Genomic DNA, 17,457 nt, shown 5'->3' on the forward strand with positions numbered 1-17,457 from the left:
TCAGGCCCCGGCGGCCGCTTTCTCGATGGCCGGCAGCAGTTCCTGGGTCAGCGTCCGCTCGTCGAACGGACCGACCTTTTTGTAAAGGATGGTGCCGTCGGGGCCGACAAGATAGCTCTCCGGAATGCCGTAGACACCCCAGTCAATCGCGGCCTTGCCGTTCGGATCGACGCCGATCGCATCATAGGGATTGCCGAGTTCACCGAGGAACCGCAAGGCGTTGTCGTTGCGGTCCTTGTAGTTGATCCCAACCACCGTCAGCCGCTCGTCCTTCGCCAGTTCCTTAAGGAGCGGATGCTCCTGCCGGCATGGTACGCACCATGAGGCGAAGACGTTGACCAGCGTCAGCTTCCCGTCGACGGCAGCATCTGTGAGCGCCGGCGTATTGGAGCCTTCAAGCTGTGGCAAGGCGAGCGACGGCGCCTTCTGCCCGATCAACGCGGAAGGAATGGCAGAGATGTCGCGGCCGTTGACGTCCTGATCGTAGAGCATCTTGCCAGCAACGAAGGCAAAGCCCGCGAAGACGAGCAGCGGCAGGAGGGCAAGCACGTAGCGGCCAAGGCCGCGGCGGCGGGTCGGTGATTCGCTGTCGGTGGTCATTGCGCTTCCCCCGCGGGGGCGGAGGAGCGGCGACGGACCCCTGCCCGTTCCAGTTCCGCCAGTTCCTTCTGGCGCGCCTTGCCGTCCCACCAGACCCAGCCGATTAGCACAGCCACGATCAAGGCCGAAACGGCGTAGGAAAGACCGATGTAGAATCCGTGGCTCATCTCACGCCTCCCTGCTGGCCATCCGGGCGGCCAGGCGGCGTTGCGCGCCAACGCGCCGGCGCCAGATCTCGTTGCGCATCGCCATCAGATGCAGCGTGAAGAAGAGGAGTGTGAAGGCGACTGCCATGACCAGCAGCGGGGTCAGGAATTCCGGGTCGATCGTCGGACCATCAAGCCGCACGACACTTGCCGGCTGGTGCAGCGTGTTCCACCACTCCACCGAGAACTTGATGATAGGAATGTTGACAAAACCGACGAGAATGAAGACCGCGCTGACGCGGGCAGCCTTGGACGGATCGTCCATGGCCCGGTTCAGCGCGATCAGGCCGAGATACATCAGGAACAAGATGAAGACGGAGGTCAGGCGCGCGTCCCAGACCCACCAGGTGCCCCACATCGGCTTGCCCCAGAGCGAACCGGTGGCGAGCGCGATCAGCGTGAAGGCTGCACCGAGCGGAGCGGCCGCCTTGTGGCTGACATCCGCGAGAGGATGGCGCCAGACCAGCGTTCCGATCGCCGAAAGCGCCATCACCGTGTAGCACATCATTGACAGCCAGGCCGCTGGGACATGCACATACATGATGCGCACCGTGTCGCCCTGCTGGTAATCGCCTTCGGTGGTGAAGCTCAGGTAGAGGCCAATCGCGAAGAGACAGAGGGTCAGGCCGGCAAGCCACGGGATGATGCGGCCTGTCAGCGATAGGAACCGCGCCGGATTGGCGAGATCGCTGAACTTGGTGATGGCGAGGCTTTCGGTCATGGCGTCTTTCTAGGCGATCACGGCTGCGGCAGACTTGATTCTAGTCAATCGCCGGCGTTTCGCAAAGCCAGCGCCGCACCCAGCGGACCGATGACGGCAAAAAACAGCGTGATGGCCGACAATATCAAGAAAGGCGGCATAAACGGGGCAGGATCCTCGACGGCGGCATAGGAGGCGCTGACACCGAAGATCAGCACTGGAACGGCGAGCGGCAGGACGAGGATCGAAACCAGCAGCCCACCCCGTGGTAACGCAACGGCCACGGCCGCGCCGACTGCGCCGATAAAGGTCAAAGCCGGGGAGCCGACCAGCAGTGTAAGAGCCACCGCGCCGATGGCGACCTCGCTCATGTTCATGAACAGCCCAAGCAGCGGGGAGGCAATGACCAGCGGCAGGCAATTGGCGAGCCAGTGCGCCAGGCATTTAACCAGCACCGTCAACACCAGCGGGTGTTCCTGCATCAGGATCAGATCCAGCGAGCCGTCCTCCCGCTCCGTCTGGAAAAGGCGGTCGAGCCCCAGCAAAGCGGACAACAGCGCCCCAATCCAGACGATCGCCGGGCCGATGCGCGACAGTAGGTTGAGGTCGGGACCGACACCGAAGGGGATGACGGCGACAACCGTCATGAAGAACAGGACCCCGATCAGGGCTCCGCCACCAGCGCGGACGGAGAGTTTCAGGTCTCGGAGGAGAAGCGCCATCATCAGAGCAGGCTCTCCGGCAGATCCGAAAAGCCGGTCATCTGCAGTTCCTGTGCATTATCTAGGCCGAGCGGTTGATGGGTTGCCGCCAGAAGCAGCCCTCCGGACCGGAGGTGCCGCTTGATCAGGTCGGTGAAGGTTTGTTCGGCGCGGATATCGAGCGCGGCCGTCGGCTCGTCCAAGATCCAGATCGGTCGGTAAGCGACGAGCAATTTGGCGAAGGCCATCCGTCGCTGTTGGCCCGCTGACAGGTAGCCAAAGGGAAGATGCGCGATCCCGCCGAGCCCGACCATGTCGGCGGCTTCGGCAACGGAGGCACCAGCGCCGCCAGCGGAGTCACGGAAGAAGGTCTTCCAGAAGGAAAGATTTTCCGCCACGGTCAGTTCCGCCTTCATGGCATTACGGTGGCCGAGATAGTGGCAGGCCTCACCCGGACGGCCCGCTTCACCTGAGCCGCTCCAGGTGACGCGGCCGGCATCGAGATGCAGGAGCCCGGCGACGGCGCGAAGCAGGGTCGACTTGCCCGAACCGTTGCGTCCCGTCAGAACCAGTGCATCGCCCGCGCCGAGATCAAAGGAAATGTTGGAGAAAAGCAGGTCTTCGCCACGCCTTGCGGCCAACCCTTGCGCCTTCAGCCGCATGCGCGATGCCTTTGTTAGGATTTTAATTACCGGACCGAAAAAATTTGCGCGATTGCCACTTTAGCAGTCTGGAACCCTTCTTAGAAACAATCTATATGCTTCGCAACCACGCCAGCGACCGGCGTGATTATCATCTTGCGCCGAACCTGAAGACAAAAATCTTCTCGTGCGGACAGCGGAAATGGTCGTACCCGCATCCTGATGTGCAGTAGTGCATAGGCGTCCGCACGCGCGTGTTGGCTCTATAATCAGCGGGGTTTTCCGTGACCAAATCTCTCGACAGCTTCAATTGTCGCTCCGTCCTCACCGTCGATGGCAAGGACTATGTCTACTACAGCCTGCCCAAGGCGGAAGCGAACGGTCTCCCCGGCGTCTCGAAACTCCCCTTCTCCATGAAGGTTCTGCTCGAAAACCTGCTGCGCCACGAAGACGGCGTTTCTGTTACCAAGGACCAGATCCTGACAGTGGCCGACTGGCTGAACAACAGGGGCTCGGTCGAAAGCGAAATTGCCTATCGTCCCGCACGCGTCCTGATGCAGGACTTCACCGGCGTTCCTGCCGTGGTCGATCTTGCCGCCATGCGTGACGCAATGGTGTCGCTCGGCGGCGATCCAGAAAAGATCAACCCGCTCGTGCCAGTCGATCTCGTGATCGACCACTCGGTCATCGTCGACGAATTCGGCACCCCAACCGCGTTTGCCCGCAACGTCGAACTCGAATACGAGCGTAACGGCGAGCGCTACCGCTTCCTGAAGTGGGGCCAGCAGGCGTTCAAGAACTTCCGCGTCGTGCCGCCCGGCACCGGCATCTGTCACCAGGTCAATCTGGAATACCTCGGCCAGACGGTCTGGACCAAGGATGAGGACGGCGAAACGATTGCCTACCCCGACACCTGCGTCGGCACCGATTCGCACACGACGATGATCAACGGCCTTGGCGTTCTCGGCTGGGGCGTCGGCGGCATCGAAGCAGAAGCGGCCATGCTCGGCCAGCCCGTCTCCATGCTCCTGCCGGAAGTCATCGGCTTCAAGCTGACCGGCAAGCTTCGTGAAGGCGTGACCGCAACCGACCTCGTGCTGACGGTCGTGCAGATGCTGCGCAAGAAGGGCGTCGTCTCGAAGTTCGTCGAGTTCTTCGGTCCGGGCATGGACAACATGCCTCTCGCAGACCGTGCGACGATCGGCAACATGGGCCCGGAATACGGCGCCACCTGCGGTTTCTTCCCGGTCGATGGCGAGACGATCAACTACCTCAACATGTCTGGCCGCACCAAGGATCGAATCGCGCTTGTTGAAGCCTATTCGAAAGCTCAAGGGATGTGGCGGGAAGGCGACGGGTCAGACCTCGTTTTCACCGACACGCTCGAACTCGATCTGGGCGACGTTGTTCCGTCCATGGCCGGTCCGAAGCGTCCGGAAGGTCGCATCTCGCTGGAGAACATCGCATCCGGCTTCGCCAGTTCCATGGACGCGGACTACAAGAAGCCCGGTCAGCTTGCCAACCGCTACCCGGTCGAGGGCACGGAGTTCGATCTGGGCCATGGCGACGTGGCGATTGCCGCCATCACATCCTGCACCAACACGTCAAACCCCAGCGTTCTCATCGCAGCCGGCCTGCTGGCCCGCAATGCTGTCGCCAAGGGGCTTAAGACCAAGCCGTGGGTGAAAACCTCGCTGGCACCGGGATCTCAGGTGGTAGGTGAATATCTCGCCAAGTCCGGCCTGCAGGAAGATCTCGACAAGCTCGGCTTCAACCTGGTCGGCTTTGGCTGCACAACCTGCATCGGCAACTCAGGGCCACTCCCGGGCCCGATCTCCAAGACGATCAACGACAAGGGCCTAATTGCGGCCGGTGTGCTGTCCGGCAACCGCAACTTCGAAGGCCGCATTTCGCCGGATGTCCAGGCGAACTACCTGGCGTCCCCGCCGCTCGTCGTCGCTTACGCGCTGGCCGGTTCGGTCCAGAAGGACCTGACCTCGGAGCCGATCGGTGAGGACCAGAACGGCAACCCGGTCTACCTGAAGGACATCTGGCCGACCTCGCAGGAAGTGCAGGAGTTCATCCTCAAGTACGTCACGCGCGAGCTCTACGAGACGAAGTATGCCGACGTCTTCAAGGGCGACGAGAACTGGCAGGCCGTGCAGATCCCGCCGGGTCAGACCTATACCTGGGACGACGAGTCCACCTATGTCCAGAACCCGCCCTATTTCGTGGGCATGGGCAAGAGCGGCTCCGGTCTCAAGGACATCAAGGGCGCCCGCGTGCTGGGCCTCTTCGGCGACAAGATCACCACCGACCACATCTCGCCGGCCGGTTCGATCAAGGCGGCTTCGCCTGCCGGTGCGTATCTGATGGATCATGGCGTCGGCGTCGCCGACTTCAACCAGTACGGCACGCGCCGCGGCAACCATGAAGTGATGATGCGCGGCACGTTTGCCAATATCCGCATCCGTAACTTCATGCTCGGCCCGAACGGCAAGGAAGGTGGATACACGATCCACTATCCGTCCAAGGAAGAGATGTCGATCTACGATGCGGCGATGAAGTACAAGGCGGAGGGCGTTCCGCTCGTGATCTTTGCCGGCGTCGAATACGGCAACGGTTCTTCGCGTGACTGGGCTGCCAAGGGTACGAACTTGCTTGGGGTCAAGGCCGTGATCGCCCAGTCGTTCGAGCGCATCCACCGCTCCAACCTCGTCGGAATGGGCGTTGTGCCCTTCGTGCTCGAGGAAGGCACCACCTGGGCAAGTCTCGAGCTGAAGGGTGACGAGACGGTGACCATCGAAGGCCTCGAAGGCCCGATCAAGCCGCGTGAATGGAAGACGGCGAAGATCACCTATGGCGACGGATCGGTGAAGGAGGTCAACATCCTCTGCCGCATCGATACGCTCGACGAGGTCACCTACATGAACAATGGCGGCATCCTGCAGACCGTTCTTCGCGATCTCGCAGCCTGACCTGATCGGAACACCCGCCGGCCATGCCGGCGGGTGTTTTCGACCATTGAGGTGTCTCCACCAGGAGCCGATCTTTGAGCGCCGCCATCCTCTTCGGCATGGCATGCACCGTCTTCCTGACGTCGCTCCTTTCCGGCGTGTTCGGGATGGCCGGCGGCCTCATCCTGCTCTGGGTGCTGCTTTTGCTGATGCCGGTCGGGACGGCGATCGCGGTTCACGGCGTCATTCAGATGGTGGCGAATGGGTCGCGGGCATGGTTTTCCCGCGAGCATGTCGACTACCGCATCCTCAGCATCCTCTGCCTGGGACTTGCCTTGTCGGCAGTGGCGCTGCTTTTCCTCAACTACAAGCCGAACATCATCGTGGTCTCGATTGCCATCGGGCTGATGCCGATCCTGGTCTGGCTGCCGGTGCAGCGGCTGCACCTCAATGCGTCGCGCCCCTCTCATGCGCTGGTCTGCGGGCTGATTGCCGGCGCGCTGACCGTTGGTGTCGGCGTGTCCGGCCCGACGATCGACATCTTCTTCATCCGGACGATGATGGACCGGCGAACGGTGATCGCCACAAAGGCCGCCACGCAGCTGGTCTCGCATGCCACGAAGGTTGTGTTCTACTGGAATGCAGCAAGCCTGCTGCCGGCGGCGGACTGGCTAGCCATCGCGCTTGCGGCGCCGATCGCCATTCTTGGCACACGTGCAGGCAATGTCATCCTGCAACGGCTTACGGACGCCAACTTTCGAGCCTGGACGCGTTGGATCGTCACCGGGATCGGCCTCGTCTACCTCGTGCAGGGCCTGAGTCCGCTGATGTTGTAGATCACGGATCGGTTTCCCGGTCACATCTGAGCCGACTTCAGTCCTCACCCCATCGTGACTTCCTCTTTAGGTCCCTGTCCAGTTACTTTCGGCCCTCCCCGCGTTAGTCCTTGATCCTCGCGCTCAAGCGTGGCTAACAGGCTGCAATCGAAGAGGTCCGCGTTCATGCCCCTGATTATCCGCAGAGCTATCTTTCTTGTAGCGCTGGCGCTTGCGGGAACTGCTCTCGCCCAGGAGAGCAGCGCGCCAAAGGGCGTGGTGGAATTGTTCACCTCTCAGGGATGCTCATCCTGCCCCCCGGCCGATACCGCGCTGAAGGAACTTGTCCAGCAGGGAGACGTCGTCGCCCTGTCTTACCACGTCGACTACTGGAACTACCTCGGCTGGACCGATACCCTCAGTTCCAAAGAAAACACCGATCGCCAGTATGGCTATGCGCATTCCCTAGGCCGAAGCGGTGTCTATACGCCACAGGCCGTGATCAACGGGCGCGACCATGTCAAAGGGACGGATCTTGCTGCGATCAACAACAAGATTGCCAGCCTCGCAAGGTCGGGCGAAGGGCTGACCGTCCCGGTCCAGGCGCACATGCGCGGCAAGGAGATCGAGATCAAGATCGGCGCCGGCAAGGGCGACGCGGAAGTAGTTGTTGCTTACTTCACGAAGCGTCAGCACGTGGAGGTCGACAAGGGTGAGAACGCTGGAAAGCGGATGGAGTATTGGCACAGCGTCTACGACGTGCAGTCGATCGGCATCTGGGACGGCAAATCCCTGACCCTGACGATCCCGGGCAAATTCATGGGAAAAGGCAAGAAAGACGGATGCGCTGTTCTGCTTCAAACATCCGGACCCGAAGGAGAACCTGGTGCCATTCTCGGCGCAACGGTGCTTATGGCGGGGCGCCACAAACGCTAGCAAAGGCGGATTAGATCCGGCCCGGAGCATTGGGGGCTGGGGGTAAGGGTCAATGCACCGGACCGGATCATGATGGCCACCAGAAGAGGCCAATCAACAACCGGACTGTCGCCCTCCAATTCGGCGGTCTTTTGTTCGAATTGAGGCGAGAATAAATCCGCTTCTCTCAGCACCGCAGCGTCCCCTGAAGGTTGCATTTTGTGCACCGTGAGGCAAACTGCCGTCTCATTGACATCATAGGGAGCCGTGATGACCGATGCATCAGATTTTTCTGGGAGCAAGAGCAACCAGGACAGCGTGGTCGTCAGCCTCACGGAGTACCGACACAACAGAGATCCTGCACCGATCATGTTCCACCGGCGCGAGCTTGACGCGATCCTGCGGATCTACGGGCGCATGGTCGGCGAAGGGGAATGGAAGGACTACGCGATCGACCAGCTGAAGGATCGCGCGGTCTTTTCGGTGTTCAAGCGATCCGGCGAGATGCCGCTCTACCGCATCGAGAAGATCCCCAAGCTTGCCGCAAAGCAGGGCGCTTACTCAGTGTCCAATACACATGGCATGATCCTGAAGCGTGGACATGAGTTGCCGCAGGTGCTCAAGGTCTTCGACAAGGCGCTGAAGCTGATCGACTAGACGGCGTAGAGTGTGCCCGGATAGATCTGGTCGTCGGGCTCCGAGGCCGTGCCATCTCCAAGGGCGATCTGCATCAGTACCGTATCGAGCCAGCGGCCGTGCTTGAAGCCGGTGCCCTTGAGGGTGCCGGAGAGCTCGAAGCCGAGCGCCTGGTGAAGCGCAATGGAAGCCGGGCTTGCACCACCGATAACGGCGACCATCTGGCGGAACCCGAGTTCGGTGGCGCGGCGCAGGAGTTCCGCCAGCAGAGCCTTCCCTATCCCCTTCCCGCGCGCGCTCCGCGCAAGGTAGATGGAATCCTCCACCAGCCATCGGTAAGCTGGCCTTGTGCGGAAGGCGGATACGTAGGCGTAGCCAACCAGAGTACCCTCGGCGTCCTCGGCCACGATGTAGGGGTATCCCTTCGCGATGATCGCGGCGAAACGTTCCGCCATCTCCAATTCGTCTGGAGGCGACAATTCGTAGCTCGCAGTGCCGTTGAGCACGCTGTCGGCGTAGATGTCAGTGATCTCGGCAAGATCGGCGGGGCGGGCGTCGCGGAGGGAAACGTGCATGGGAAGGCGTCTGGTTGCGGTTGGCGAAGCCTAGTCCGCGCCTTGACCCCCGGCAACAAAAAAGGCGGAGCCGAAGCCCCGCCTTTTGGTGTCGAACAGACCTGTTCCGTTACTCGTTGCGGTTGCCCATGAACTGCAGGAGGAACATGAACAGGTTGATGAAGTCGAGGTAGAGGGTGAGGGCGCCCATGATGGCCTTGCGGCCAGCAACCACGGCTTCGTCGCCTTCCCAGTACATTTCCTTGATCTTCTGCGTGTCGTAGGCGGTGAGGCCAGCGAAGATCAGCACACCGATCACCGAGATGGCGAAGCCCATCGCGGACGACTGCAGGAAGATGTTGACGATCGACGCGATGATCAGGCCGAACAGACCCATGATCAGGAACGTGCCGAAGCCGGAAAGGTCCTTCTTCGTCGTGTAGCCGTAAAGCGACAGCGCGCCAAAGGAGGCGGCCGTCACAAAGAACGTCTGCACGATGCTCTGCCCGGTGAACACGATGAAGATCGAGGACAGGGAGAGGCCCATCAGGGCGGCATAGACCCAGAAGGTCGTCTGCGCGGCAGAGACGCTCATCTTGTTAATACGGAAGCTCAGGAAGAAGACCATGCCAAGCGGTGCGAGCATGATCACCCAACGGAGCGGGGATGCGAACAGAAGGTTCGCGAAGGCCGGGTTGGAGACCGCCAGAGCGTAGGTGCCGTAAGCAGCGACGCCGGTGATCGCCAAGCCGAGTGCCATAAGGTTGTAAACCTTGAGCATGTAGGCGCGAAGGCCCTCATCAATCATCGCGCCCGTCTGCGCGCGGTTTTGCGCCATACGGTTCTGGTAGTTGTGTAGGTCAGCCATTGTTTCCTCATTAAGCTCCGTAATTGGTACGGTGTCGGGATCGAAATCCCAGGCGCCGCTGCGGAGCTCCAGCAAGCCTGCTTGAAATATGATGTGATATCGCGCGCCGTACAAGTGTGCGGCACCGCAAATGCGACGATTCGACAAGGCCTCTACGCCTTCAAGTCGCTATTCTGACGCGGATGTGATCACGCCGCCGCTGTTTAGAGTTCCCGCAGCACCGGCGCCGCCTTCTGCCCGAGGATACGCCAGGTGCCGATCAGGCCGATCCCGACCGTCAGGACCAGCGCCGCCACAATCGTCATCACCGCGACGTCGGGAAGGAAGACCGACTGCAGGTTCATGATCCGGCTCACGATATACCATGCCGATATGCCGCCGGCGGCAAGCGCGAAGACGGCGGTTGCCGCACCAAGGATCACGTACTCGTAGCTGAAGGCGCGGATCAGGAGGCTGCGCGTGCCGCCCAGGGTCTTCAGAATCACGGCGTCATGGGTTCGGGCACGGTTGCCCGCCGCCAGTGCACCGGACAGAACCAGGACCGACGCCACCAGCGCCACCGCAGCTGCGGCGCGAATGGCGGTCGCCAGCTGGCCCATCAACCGGTCGACGATGTCAATCGCGTCCTTCACCCTGACGCTGGTGATGGTCGGATAGGCGTTCGTCACGTCACGCAGGATGGCCGCCTCCTCGGCGGTCGACGCAGCGGGATCGCTGAGCGTTGCCAGCCAAGCATGCGGGGCGCCGCGGAAGGTGTTGGGTGAAAACACCATGACGAAGTTGATGGAGAGCGATTCCCACTCGACCTGCCGAAAGTTCGCGATGCGGGCTGTGATGTTTCGGCCGAGCACGTTGACGGTGACGGTGTCCCCGAGCTTCAGGCCAAGTTCACCGCCCTCTTCCGCCGAGAAAGAAACCAGCGGTTCGCCCTCGTAGTCCGCCGGCCACCAGTCGCCCTGGGTCAAGCTCGAGTTTTCCGGCAGGGTCTCCTCGTAGGTGATGCCGCGGTCGCCGCGGAGCACCCAGCGCCCGCCGGGCGGCACCTCGATCCGACTCACATCCTCACCGTTCAGTGCGGTGATCCGGCCGCGCAGCATCGGGACCTGGTTGATCGTCCCGTCGGGGGAGTGGCGGCGGAGGATGTCGAGGAAGCCGTCGCGCTCACTGCTCTGGATGTCGACGAAGAAGAAGTTCGGTGCCTGCTCGGCCATGCGACCGGTTAGCTGGCGACGCAGGTTGCCGTCGATCAACGCGAGCGTCACCAGAAGGGCAAGCCCAAGTCCCAGTGAAAGGACCACGGACGGCGTCAGCGCGCCGGGGCGGTGGATGTTGCCTATCGCCAGCCGTAGCGCCGGCGAATGAACCCGAGGACTGCGGCGGGCCAATGCCGCGATCCCCCAGGCGACGAGGCGCAAAAGCAGAAAGGCGAAGGCGACGGCACCAAGGAAGATGCTGGCGACGAAGCGATCTTCGGCGGTGAAGATGGCAATCGCTGCAAGCGCTGCAAGGGCTGCTGCGGCGGCCAGTACATAGGGCCAGGACGGCAGTCCGCTGCCTTCAAAGCTTTGCTCGCGAAACAGCGCCGTCGCGGGTACCTCCCGCGAATGGCCGAGCGGGAGGATCGAGAAGGCAAATGTGATCAGCACGCCAAACAGGGCCGCCGTGGCAAGCGCTCCGGGATAGAAGGCGATCTCGCGCGGGACCGGAAGGACGCCATCCAGGAAACGGATGGCAACGAAGGGGGCGATCGTGCCGATCACCAGGCCGATCAGGATGCCGACGGCCGCAAGAAGCAGGATCTGGATCAGGTAGATCGTGGTTACGGTTCCGGCGGGCGCGCCGAGGCACTTGAATGTCGCGATCGTGGTTCGCTTGGAATCGAGATAGGCCCGCACAGCATTGGCCACGCCGACACCGCCGACGATCAGGGCCGTCAGGCCTACAAGGGTCAAGAACTGGGAGAAACGCTCGACATTCTCGGTGAGCGAGGGTGCAGCCCGATCGCTGGTGCGGATTGACCATCCGGCATTGGGGAAGTCTGATGCCGCTCGCGCCTGTATCGCTGCCGGCTGTTGTACACCGTCGAGCCTGATCTTGTAGGCGTGCTCCACGAGGCTTCCGGTTTGAACCAGCCCGGTGGCGACCAGCGCCTCACGGCTGATGAGCAGTCGCGGGGCGAAGCCGAATCCTTCCGAAGCCAGGTCCGGTTCGGATACGACGATGCCGGTCAGCCGCAGACGGGCGTTTCCGACCAGAACTTCGTCACCTAGCGCTACGCCCAGCCGGTCGAGAAGGAGCGGTGCCGCAACGACGCCGAAGACGTCGCCATCCTGCCGCAGAAGATCGTCGAGCGGCCGATCGGGCTGCGCCTCGAACGCGCCGTATAGGGGGTAGGCATCATCCACGGCCTTCAGCTCAACGAGCCCCTGTTCGGATCCGTCGGTGACGCGCGCCATCGACCGCAGGCTTGTCGAGACCGAAATGTCGCCGAGGCTTTGGAGGAAGTTCATCTCCTGCGCTGTCGCTTCCCGATTGTCGAGTTCGAAACGGATGTCACCTGCGAGGATCTCCTGACCCTGGCTGGCAATGGCGCCCGTGATGGCCTGGGACACGGAGTTTACGGCCGCGATGGCACCGGTTCCGAGCGCGATGCAGGCCAGGAAAATGTGGAAGCCCGACAGGCCGCCGCGCATCTCGCGCAGGGCCAGTTTCCAGGAGATCGCAAGGTGCGAGCCGCCCCAGCTCATGCCCGGACCGCCTCGCGGGAGGTCGCTTCTCCTGGTTCGCGGACGATTTCACCCGAACGAACGCGGATCTGCCTCGAACAGCGGCCTGCCAGCGAATTGTCATGCGTGACGAGCAGCATCGTCATGCCGCGCTCGGCCTGCTTTGCGAACAGAAGGTCGGCAATCTGGCGGCCCGTTTCCGTGTCGAGATTGCCTGTCGGTTCGTCGGCGATCAGCACAAGGGGAGATGGCGCAAGCGCCCGGGCAATCGCCACCCTCTGCTGCTCGCCGCCCGAGAGCTGGCCGGGGTAGTGATTGAGGCGCTCGCCGAGCCCCACCGCAACGAGCTCCTGACGGGCGAGGTCGAACGCATTCGGGACGTTTGCAAGCTCCAGCGGCACGGCAACGTTTTCAAGCGCCGTCATGTTGGCGATGAGGTGGAAGGACTGAAAGACGATGCCGATGTTGCGGCCGCGGAAGTCCGCAAGCGCATCCTCGGAAAAGCTATGCAGCGGCTGGCCGGCGATATGTATCTCGCCAGCGTCGAGCCGCTCCAGGCCCGCCAGAACCATGAGCAAGGTGGATTTGCCGGACCCTGAGGGGCCGACGATGCCGACCGCTTCGCCCTTAGCGACCTGAAGATCGATCTGCTTGAGAACATGGACGGAGGCCGCAGCGCTTCCGAGGGTGAGATCTGCCTGCTTCAGCTCGATGATGGTTTCAGTCAACGAAAGCTTCCTATATTGGCTTGAACGCAAGGAGCGAGGCCGCATGCGGCAGCGCAAGATCTAGGAAGCAAGCCTTGAGATTTAAAGCAATCCTCCTTCACGTCCTCGTCATGACGAGCCTCCTCGCCGCTCCCGTCGCGGCCCAGCAGGAGGAAATCCAGCTGGTCGGCTTCGGCGACAGCCTGATGGCCGGCTATCAGCTCGACCCTAACCAATCTTATCCGGCGCAGCTGGAGGCGGCGCTGAAGGCGAAGGGCTACAACGTGACCGTTGCCAATGCGGGTGTTTCGGGAGACACGACCTCCGCAGGGCTTTCCCGTGTTGACTGGTCGGTGCCGGACGGGACGGATGGGGTTATCCTCGAGCTCGGCGCCAACGATGCGCTGCGCGGCGTGCCGCCTGAGCAGACCGAGAAGAATCTCGACGCGATCATCAGTAGGCTCAAGGAGCGCGGGATCCCGGTGCTGCTGGCCGGCATGATGGCGCCGCCAAACATGGGGAGCCAATACTCCACCCGCTACAACGATATCTATCCGCGCCTAGCCGAGAAGCACGACCTTCCGCTCTACCCCTTCTTCCTGGATGGCGTCGTTGCCGCGGCGGGGACGCAGCTGGAGGATGGGATGCATCCGAACGCCCGCGGCGTCGGCATCATGGTGGAGCGATCGCTGCCGGCGGTAGAGCGCTTTATCGGGGAGATCCGGAACACGGCGAAATAATCGCTTGCGCGGAACCGGCACCCATGATTCGCTATTGATAATCGCGAGAGATTCGAGGAGGTTCGCAATGCCGAGACTTTTCACCGCCCTCGAAGTTCCGCGCAATGTCGCCATGAGCCTCTCGCTCCTACGGGGCGGACTTCCGGGCGCGCGCTGGATTGACGTCGAAAACTACCACATCACCCTGCGCTTCATCGGCGACGTGGACGGTCGCACGGCCGACGAGCTCGTCGATCGCCTGGATCGGATAGAACGACCGGAATTCCAGATCAGCCTCAACGGAATCGGCTCCTTCGGGTCGAAGAAGCCGCACTCGATCTGGGCGGGCGTTTCTCCGTCTCAGGAAATGTCGGCGCTGCAGGCGGAGATCGAGCGCATCTGCCAGAGGATCGGCTTGCCGGCGGATCCTCGCAAGTTCATGCCGCATGTTTCACTGGCACGGCTCAAGGCCTGTCGACTGGACGACGTCGTTCGATATCTTTCCGGCCGCGGCGACTTCCATACCCTTCCCTTCAAGGTTTCCCGCTTCGTCCTGATGTCCTCCAAGGAGTCCGTCGGAGGAGGCCCTTACCTCACGGAAGAAGGCTTCCCGTTGATGGAGGTTGGTGCCGGCACAAACAGATCCTCGATCGAGCCGATGAAAAGCTACGTCTGACGAGGAGGCCGGCATGACCTATGAGAGGGTCGCTGCCGAAGATCTCGACCAGGTTCTGGCAGAGCTTCCTGGCTGGGAGTTGCGCCAGGATGGCAAGGCAATCACGAAAACGTTCAAGTTCCGCAACTTCGTCCAGGCCTTCGGCTTTATGACCGAGTCCGCCCTTGCGGCAGAGCGGCTGAACCACCATCCCGAATGGTTCAACGTCTACAACCGCGTTGACGTCACGCTCACCACGCACGCCGTTTCCGCTCTCACCAGCCACGACCTCGAGCTTGCGAAGGCCATGGATCGCGCCGCTCGCAGCCGCGGCAATTGAAGTCTCGCCGCTGGCGCCCCAAATTGGTGGACGGTTCTACGGATGAGGAATGCTTGATGGACGACGTGAAGATCGGCGAGATCCTGCTGCCGGGGGACGAGAAAACCCAGGACCGGCGCGAGAAGCAGGTGCGGGCGAAGTTTTGGCCGAAGCTCAAACGCGCTGCCGGCTACATCCCGTTCAGTCGCGACCTCGTGGCCGCCTACTACTGTGCAATGGACCCGAAGACTCCAACGCGCGTCAGAGGCGTTCTGCTTGCCGCCCTCGCCTATTTCGTCCTGCCGCTCGATCTCCTTCCGGACGTATTCGCATTTGTGGGTTTCACCGATGACATGGCCGTGCTTGCGGCAGCGCTCAAGATGATCCAGGGGCATATTTCCGACCGGCATTACCTGGCGGCCGACAAGGCGCTTGCCGCCGACGACGATCTGGATGCAGCCCAGAAAACCTAGTCGTTCAACCGGTTGAGGTTTCTGTGCGGGCGTGGCTTCGGGGTCGCGGACAAACTCTTGCCCAAATCGCCCTGTCAGTGAGAACCGACGCGCAGTTTCTCGGCCGCAGTCAGTGGATCCGGGGCATCCTGAGAGCTATCGACCTCAAAATGCCTCGCCGTTGACGGTTTGGTAACCGCAATTAAGTCAAATTAAACCGAATCGTGATGATGCCTGACCAGGCTTGCCTTTTTGGCGTAAAGTAGAGAAGCGGCAGGAGACCATGTCTGTAAAAACCGTAGCAACCGCATTGGCATTCATGCTGGCAGCCGCCAGCGCCGCATCCGCCCAGTCGCCGACGCGCATCCAGCAGTTCAAAGCCTGGGGCGCTTATTCCTACCAGTCCCCAAACGGCACCGTCTGCTATGTGCTGTCCGTGCCGACGGCCAAGGAGCCGGCAAACGTCGATCACGGCGATATCTTCTTCATCGTGTCGCAACGCCCGGGCCAGAACATCTCCTACGAGCCGCAGGCGATGATGGGCTACCCGCTGCAGTCGAACTCCAAGGTCAACGTCACCATCGACGGCAAGACCTTTGTGATGTTCACCAAGGACAAGGCGGCCTGGGTCGAGAATGCCGCGGAAGAGCCGGCGCTGGTCGCCGCCATGAAGGGCGGCTCGGAAATGACCGTCAAGGCGACTTCCGGGCGCGGTACGAGCACCTCCTACGCCTATTCGCTGTCCGGCATCTCGGCTGCGCTGAAGCAGATCGAGTCCTGCAAGTAAGTTCGCCTCAGCCGAAGTGTTCAGAAGGCCGGTTTTGCGACCGGCCTTTCCTGCGTCTTCAAGAATGGTGACGCAGCGCCGATTTGATGCTATGTGCGGCGCCAAAGATCGGCCGGCCTTGAGTGCCGGCACGACAAACCTCAAGCCAAACATGCCCGACCAGCCCTCCGCCGCGGCGGGCGCATGCGTTCGAACAGGACAAGGTAATGCCCGTTTCTGAAGCCGTTCTCGATCCTGAGGTCAAGGCGCCGCTCGTCGCGCGACCCGAACTCCTGGGCGTCAAGCCGTCGCTGATCGGGCTCACGCGCGAGCAGATGGCCGAGGCGCTGAAGGAAAAAGGCGTGCCGGAAAAGCAGGTGCGCATGCGCGTCAGCCAGCTGTGGCACTGGCTTTATATCCGCGGCGTCTCAGATTTCGACGCGATGACCAATGTCGCCAAGGACATGCGGCAGATGCTCAAGGAGCATTTTACCATCGCCCGTCCCGAAGTGGTGGAGGAGCAGATCTCCAGCGACGGTACGCGCAAGTGGCTGCTGCGCTTTCCGCCGCGTGGCGCCGGTCGGCCGGTCGAGGTGGAAACGGTCTACATTCCAGAAGAAGGCCGCGGGACGCTCTGCATTTCCAGCCAGGTCGGCTGTTCGCTCACCTGTTCCTTCTGCCACACAGGGACCCAGCGTCTTGTGCGCAATCTGACAGCGGAGGAGATCCTGGCGCAGCTGCTTCTGGCGCGCGACAGGCTCGGCGACTTCCCGGACCGGGACGTGCCGCAGGGGGCGATGATCCCGTCGAGCGACCGCAAGGTCACCAACATCGTGATGATGGGCATGGGCGAGCCGCTCTACAATTTCGAGGCGGTGAAGACGGCGCTGCTGATTGCGACGGACGGTGACGGGCTTTCGCTTTCCAAGCGCCGCGTGACCCTTTCTACTTCGGGCGTCGTTCCGGAAATCTACCGCACCGGCGAAGAGATCGGCGTGATGCTGGCAATCTCGCTGCACGCGGTGCGCGACGAGCTGCGCGACATGCTGGTGCCGATCAACAAGAAGTATCCGCTGAAGGAGCTGATCGAGGCCTGCCGCGCCTATCCTGGCCTTTCGAATGCCCGCCGCATCACTTTCGAATACGTGATGCTGAAGGACGTCAACGACAGCCTGGAAGATGCGAAGGAGCTGGTGAAGCTCCTGAAGGGCGTGCCGGCAAAGATCAACCTGATCCCGTTCAACCCGTGGCCGGGCACCAACTACCAGTGCTCCGACTGGGCGACGATCGAGAAGTTCGCCGACTTCATCAATCAGGCGGGCTATGCCTCGCCAATCCGCACCCCGCGCGGGCGCGACATTCTGGCGGCCTGCGGACAGCTAAAGTCGGAGTCGGAACGGATGCGCAAGACCGAACGCCTCGCCTTCGAGGCGATGATGATCGCCGGTCACGGCGAGGATGACTGATCGGCAGCGGATACAGAGATTCTGTTGATCTCTTCCGTCCGGGTCCATAAGAAG

The 17,457-nt window shown here is 61.9% G+C and carries 19 protein-coding genes; 10 read left to right on the top strand and 9 right to left on the bottom strand.

What is annotated here, in order from left to right; translation table 11 throughout:
• The 5 genes from LXM96_RS08545 to ccmA are packed head-to-tail and all read right to left on the bottom strand — an operon-like array spanning position 1 to position 2,869.
• Positions 1-600, bottom strand: a complete 600-nt coding sequence (locus tag LXM96_RS08545) for a DsbE family thiol:disulfide interchange protein (protein ID WP_239998016.1) — start codon at positions 598-600, stop codon at positions 1-3.
• Positions 597-767 carry a heme exporter protein CcmD gene (gene ccmD, locus LXM96_RS08550; protein ID WP_239998018.1) on the bottom strand — a complete coding sequence of 57 codons (171 nt, stop codon included), beginning with the start codon at positions 765-767 and terminating at the stop codon, positions 597-599. The genes LXM96_RS08545 and ccmD overlap by 4 nt, the downstream gene beginning before the upstream one ends.
• Before the next feature lies 1 nt (position 768).
• On the bottom strand, positions 769-1,527 hold the full coding sequence (locus LXM96_RS08555; protein ID WP_239998020.1) for a heme ABC transporter permease: 759 nt from the start codon (positions 1,525-1,527) through the stop codon (positions 769-771).
• Between the two features lie 44 nt (positions 1,528-1,571).
• On the bottom strand, positions 1,572-2,231 hold the full coding sequence (gene ccmB, locus LXM96_RS08560) for a heme exporter protein CcmB (protein WP_239998021.1): 660 nt from the start codon (positions 2,229-2,231) through the stop codon (positions 1,572-1,574).
• Entirely contained in the window at positions 2,231-2,869 is a 639-nt protein-coding gene (gene ccmA, locus LXM96_RS08565) for a heme ABC exporter ATP-binding protein CcmA (RefSeq protein WP_239998023.1), read from the bottom strand. The genes ccmB and ccmA overlap by 1 nt, the downstream gene beginning before the upstream one ends.
• A 263-nt stretch (positions 2,870-3,132) precedes the next feature.
• Between ccmA and acnA the strand changes: the two genes are divergently transcribed.
• The 4 genes from acnA to LXM96_RS08585 all read left to right on the top strand — a co-directional run bounded on the left by acnA (position 3,133) and on the right by LXM96_RS08585 (position 8,192).
• Positions 3,133-5,826: an aconitate hydratase AcnA gene (gene acnA, locus LXM96_RS08570; protein WP_239998024.1), complete on the top strand. Its 2,694-nt coding sequence runs from the start codon at positions 3,133-3,135 to the stop codon at positions 5,824-5,826.
• Positions 5,827-5,900: 74 nt separating this feature from the next.
• Positions 5,901-6,641 (top strand): sulfite exporter TauE/SafE family protein, encoded by a 741-nt coding sequence (locus LXM96_RS08575; protein ID WP_239998026.1) that lies wholly within the window; start codon positions 5,901-5,903, stop codon positions 6,639-6,641.
• 165 nt (positions 6,642-6,806) lie between these two features.
• The gene (locus LXM96_RS08580; RefSeq protein WP_239998027.1) at positions 6,807-7,556 is read left to right on the top strand and encodes a DUF1223 domain-containing protein; all 750 of its coding nucleotides are present in this window, start codon (positions 6,807-6,809) and stop codon (positions 7,554-7,556) included.
• A gap of 249 nt (positions 7,557-7,805) precedes the next feature.
• Positions 7,806-8,192, top strand: coding sequence for a DUF2794 domain-containing protein (locus LXM96_RS08585; RefSeq protein ID WP_239998028.1), 387 nt, complete (start codon positions 7,806-7,808; stop codon positions 8,190-8,192).
• Here the strand turns inward: LXM96_RS08585 and LXM96_RS08590 are convergent.
• From LXM96_RS08590 to LXM96_RS08605, 4 genes are all read right to left on the bottom strand, one after another.
• Positions 8,189-8,746, bottom strand: a complete 558-nt coding sequence (locus LXM96_RS08590; protein ID WP_239998030.1) for a GNAT family N-acetyltransferase — start codon at positions 8,744-8,746, stop codon at positions 8,189-8,191. The two genes, LXM96_RS08585 and LXM96_RS08590, sit on opposite strands and share 4 nt — an antisense overlap.
• Positions 8,747-8,855: 109 nt before the next feature.
• Entirely contained in the window at positions 8,856-9,593 is a 738-nt protein-coding gene (locus LXM96_RS08595) for a Bax inhibitor-1/YccA family protein (RefSeq protein WP_239998032.1), read from the bottom strand.
• Positions 9,594-9,796: 203 nt separating this feature from the next.
• Positions 9,797-12,340, bottom strand: coding sequence for an ABC transporter permease (locus LXM96_RS08600; RefSeq protein ID WP_239998037.1), 2,544 nt, complete (start codon positions 12,338-12,340; stop codon positions 9,797-9,799).
• On the bottom strand, positions 12,337-13,047 hold the full coding sequence (locus LXM96_RS08605) for an ABC transporter ATP-binding protein (protein WP_239998039.1): 711 nt from the start codon (positions 13,045-13,047) through the stop codon (positions 12,337-12,339). Before LXM96_RS08605 ends, LXM96_RS08600 begins: the two co-directional genes overlap by 4 nt.
• 74 nt (positions 13,048-13,121) lie before the next feature.
• Between LXM96_RS08605 and LXM96_RS08610 the strand changes: the two genes are divergently transcribed.
• The 6 genes from LXM96_RS08610 (at position 13,122) to rlmN (ending at position 17,403) form a co-directional block, all read left to right on the top strand.
• On the top strand, positions 13,122-13,766 hold the full coding sequence (locus tag LXM96_RS08610; protein WP_394801918.1) for an arylesterase: 645 nt from the start codon (positions 13,122-13,124) through the stop codon (positions 13,764-13,766).
• A 67-nt stretch (positions 13,767-13,833) separates the two neighbouring features.
• On the top strand, positions 13,834-14,421 hold the full coding sequence (gene thpR / locus LXM96_RS08615; RefSeq protein WP_239998040.1) for an RNA 2',3'-cyclic phosphodiesterase: 588 nt from the start codon (positions 13,834-13,836) through the stop codon (positions 14,419-14,421).
• Between the two features lie 13 nt (positions 14,422-14,434).
• A complete protein-coding gene (locus LXM96_RS08620) occupies positions 14,435-14,740 on the top strand; it encodes a 4a-hydroxytetrahydrobiopterin dehydratase (RefSeq protein ID WP_239998042.1) in 306 nt (101 codons plus the stop codon).
• Between the two features lie 56 nt (positions 14,741-14,796).
• Entirely contained in the window at positions 14,797-15,192 is a 396-nt protein-coding gene (locus LXM96_RS08625; RefSeq protein WP_239998043.1) for a YkvA family protein, read from the top strand.
• Between the two features lie 262 nt (positions 15,193-15,454).
• Positions 15,455-15,958: an invasion associated locus B family protein gene (locus tag LXM96_RS08630; protein ID WP_239998045.1), complete on the top strand. Its 504-nt coding sequence runs from the start codon at positions 15,455-15,457 to the stop codon at positions 15,956-15,958.
• 206 nt (positions 15,959-16,164) lie between these two features.
• Positions 16,165-17,403 (top strand): 23S rRNA (adenine(2503)-C(2))-methyltransferase RlmN, encoded by a 1,239-nt coding sequence (gene rlmN, locus LXM96_RS08635; protein WP_239998047.1) that lies wholly within the window; start codon positions 16,165-16,167, stop codon positions 17,401-17,403.
• Positions 17,404-17,457 lie beyond the last annotated feature (54 nt).

Origin of the sequence: Rhizobium halophilum, from assembly GCF_021648825.1 — a bacterium.
In the GTDB taxonomy this organism is placed as follows: domain Bacteria; phylum Pseudomonadota; class Alphaproteobacteria; order Rhizobiales; family Rhizobiaceae; genus Neorhizobium; species Neorhizobium halophilum.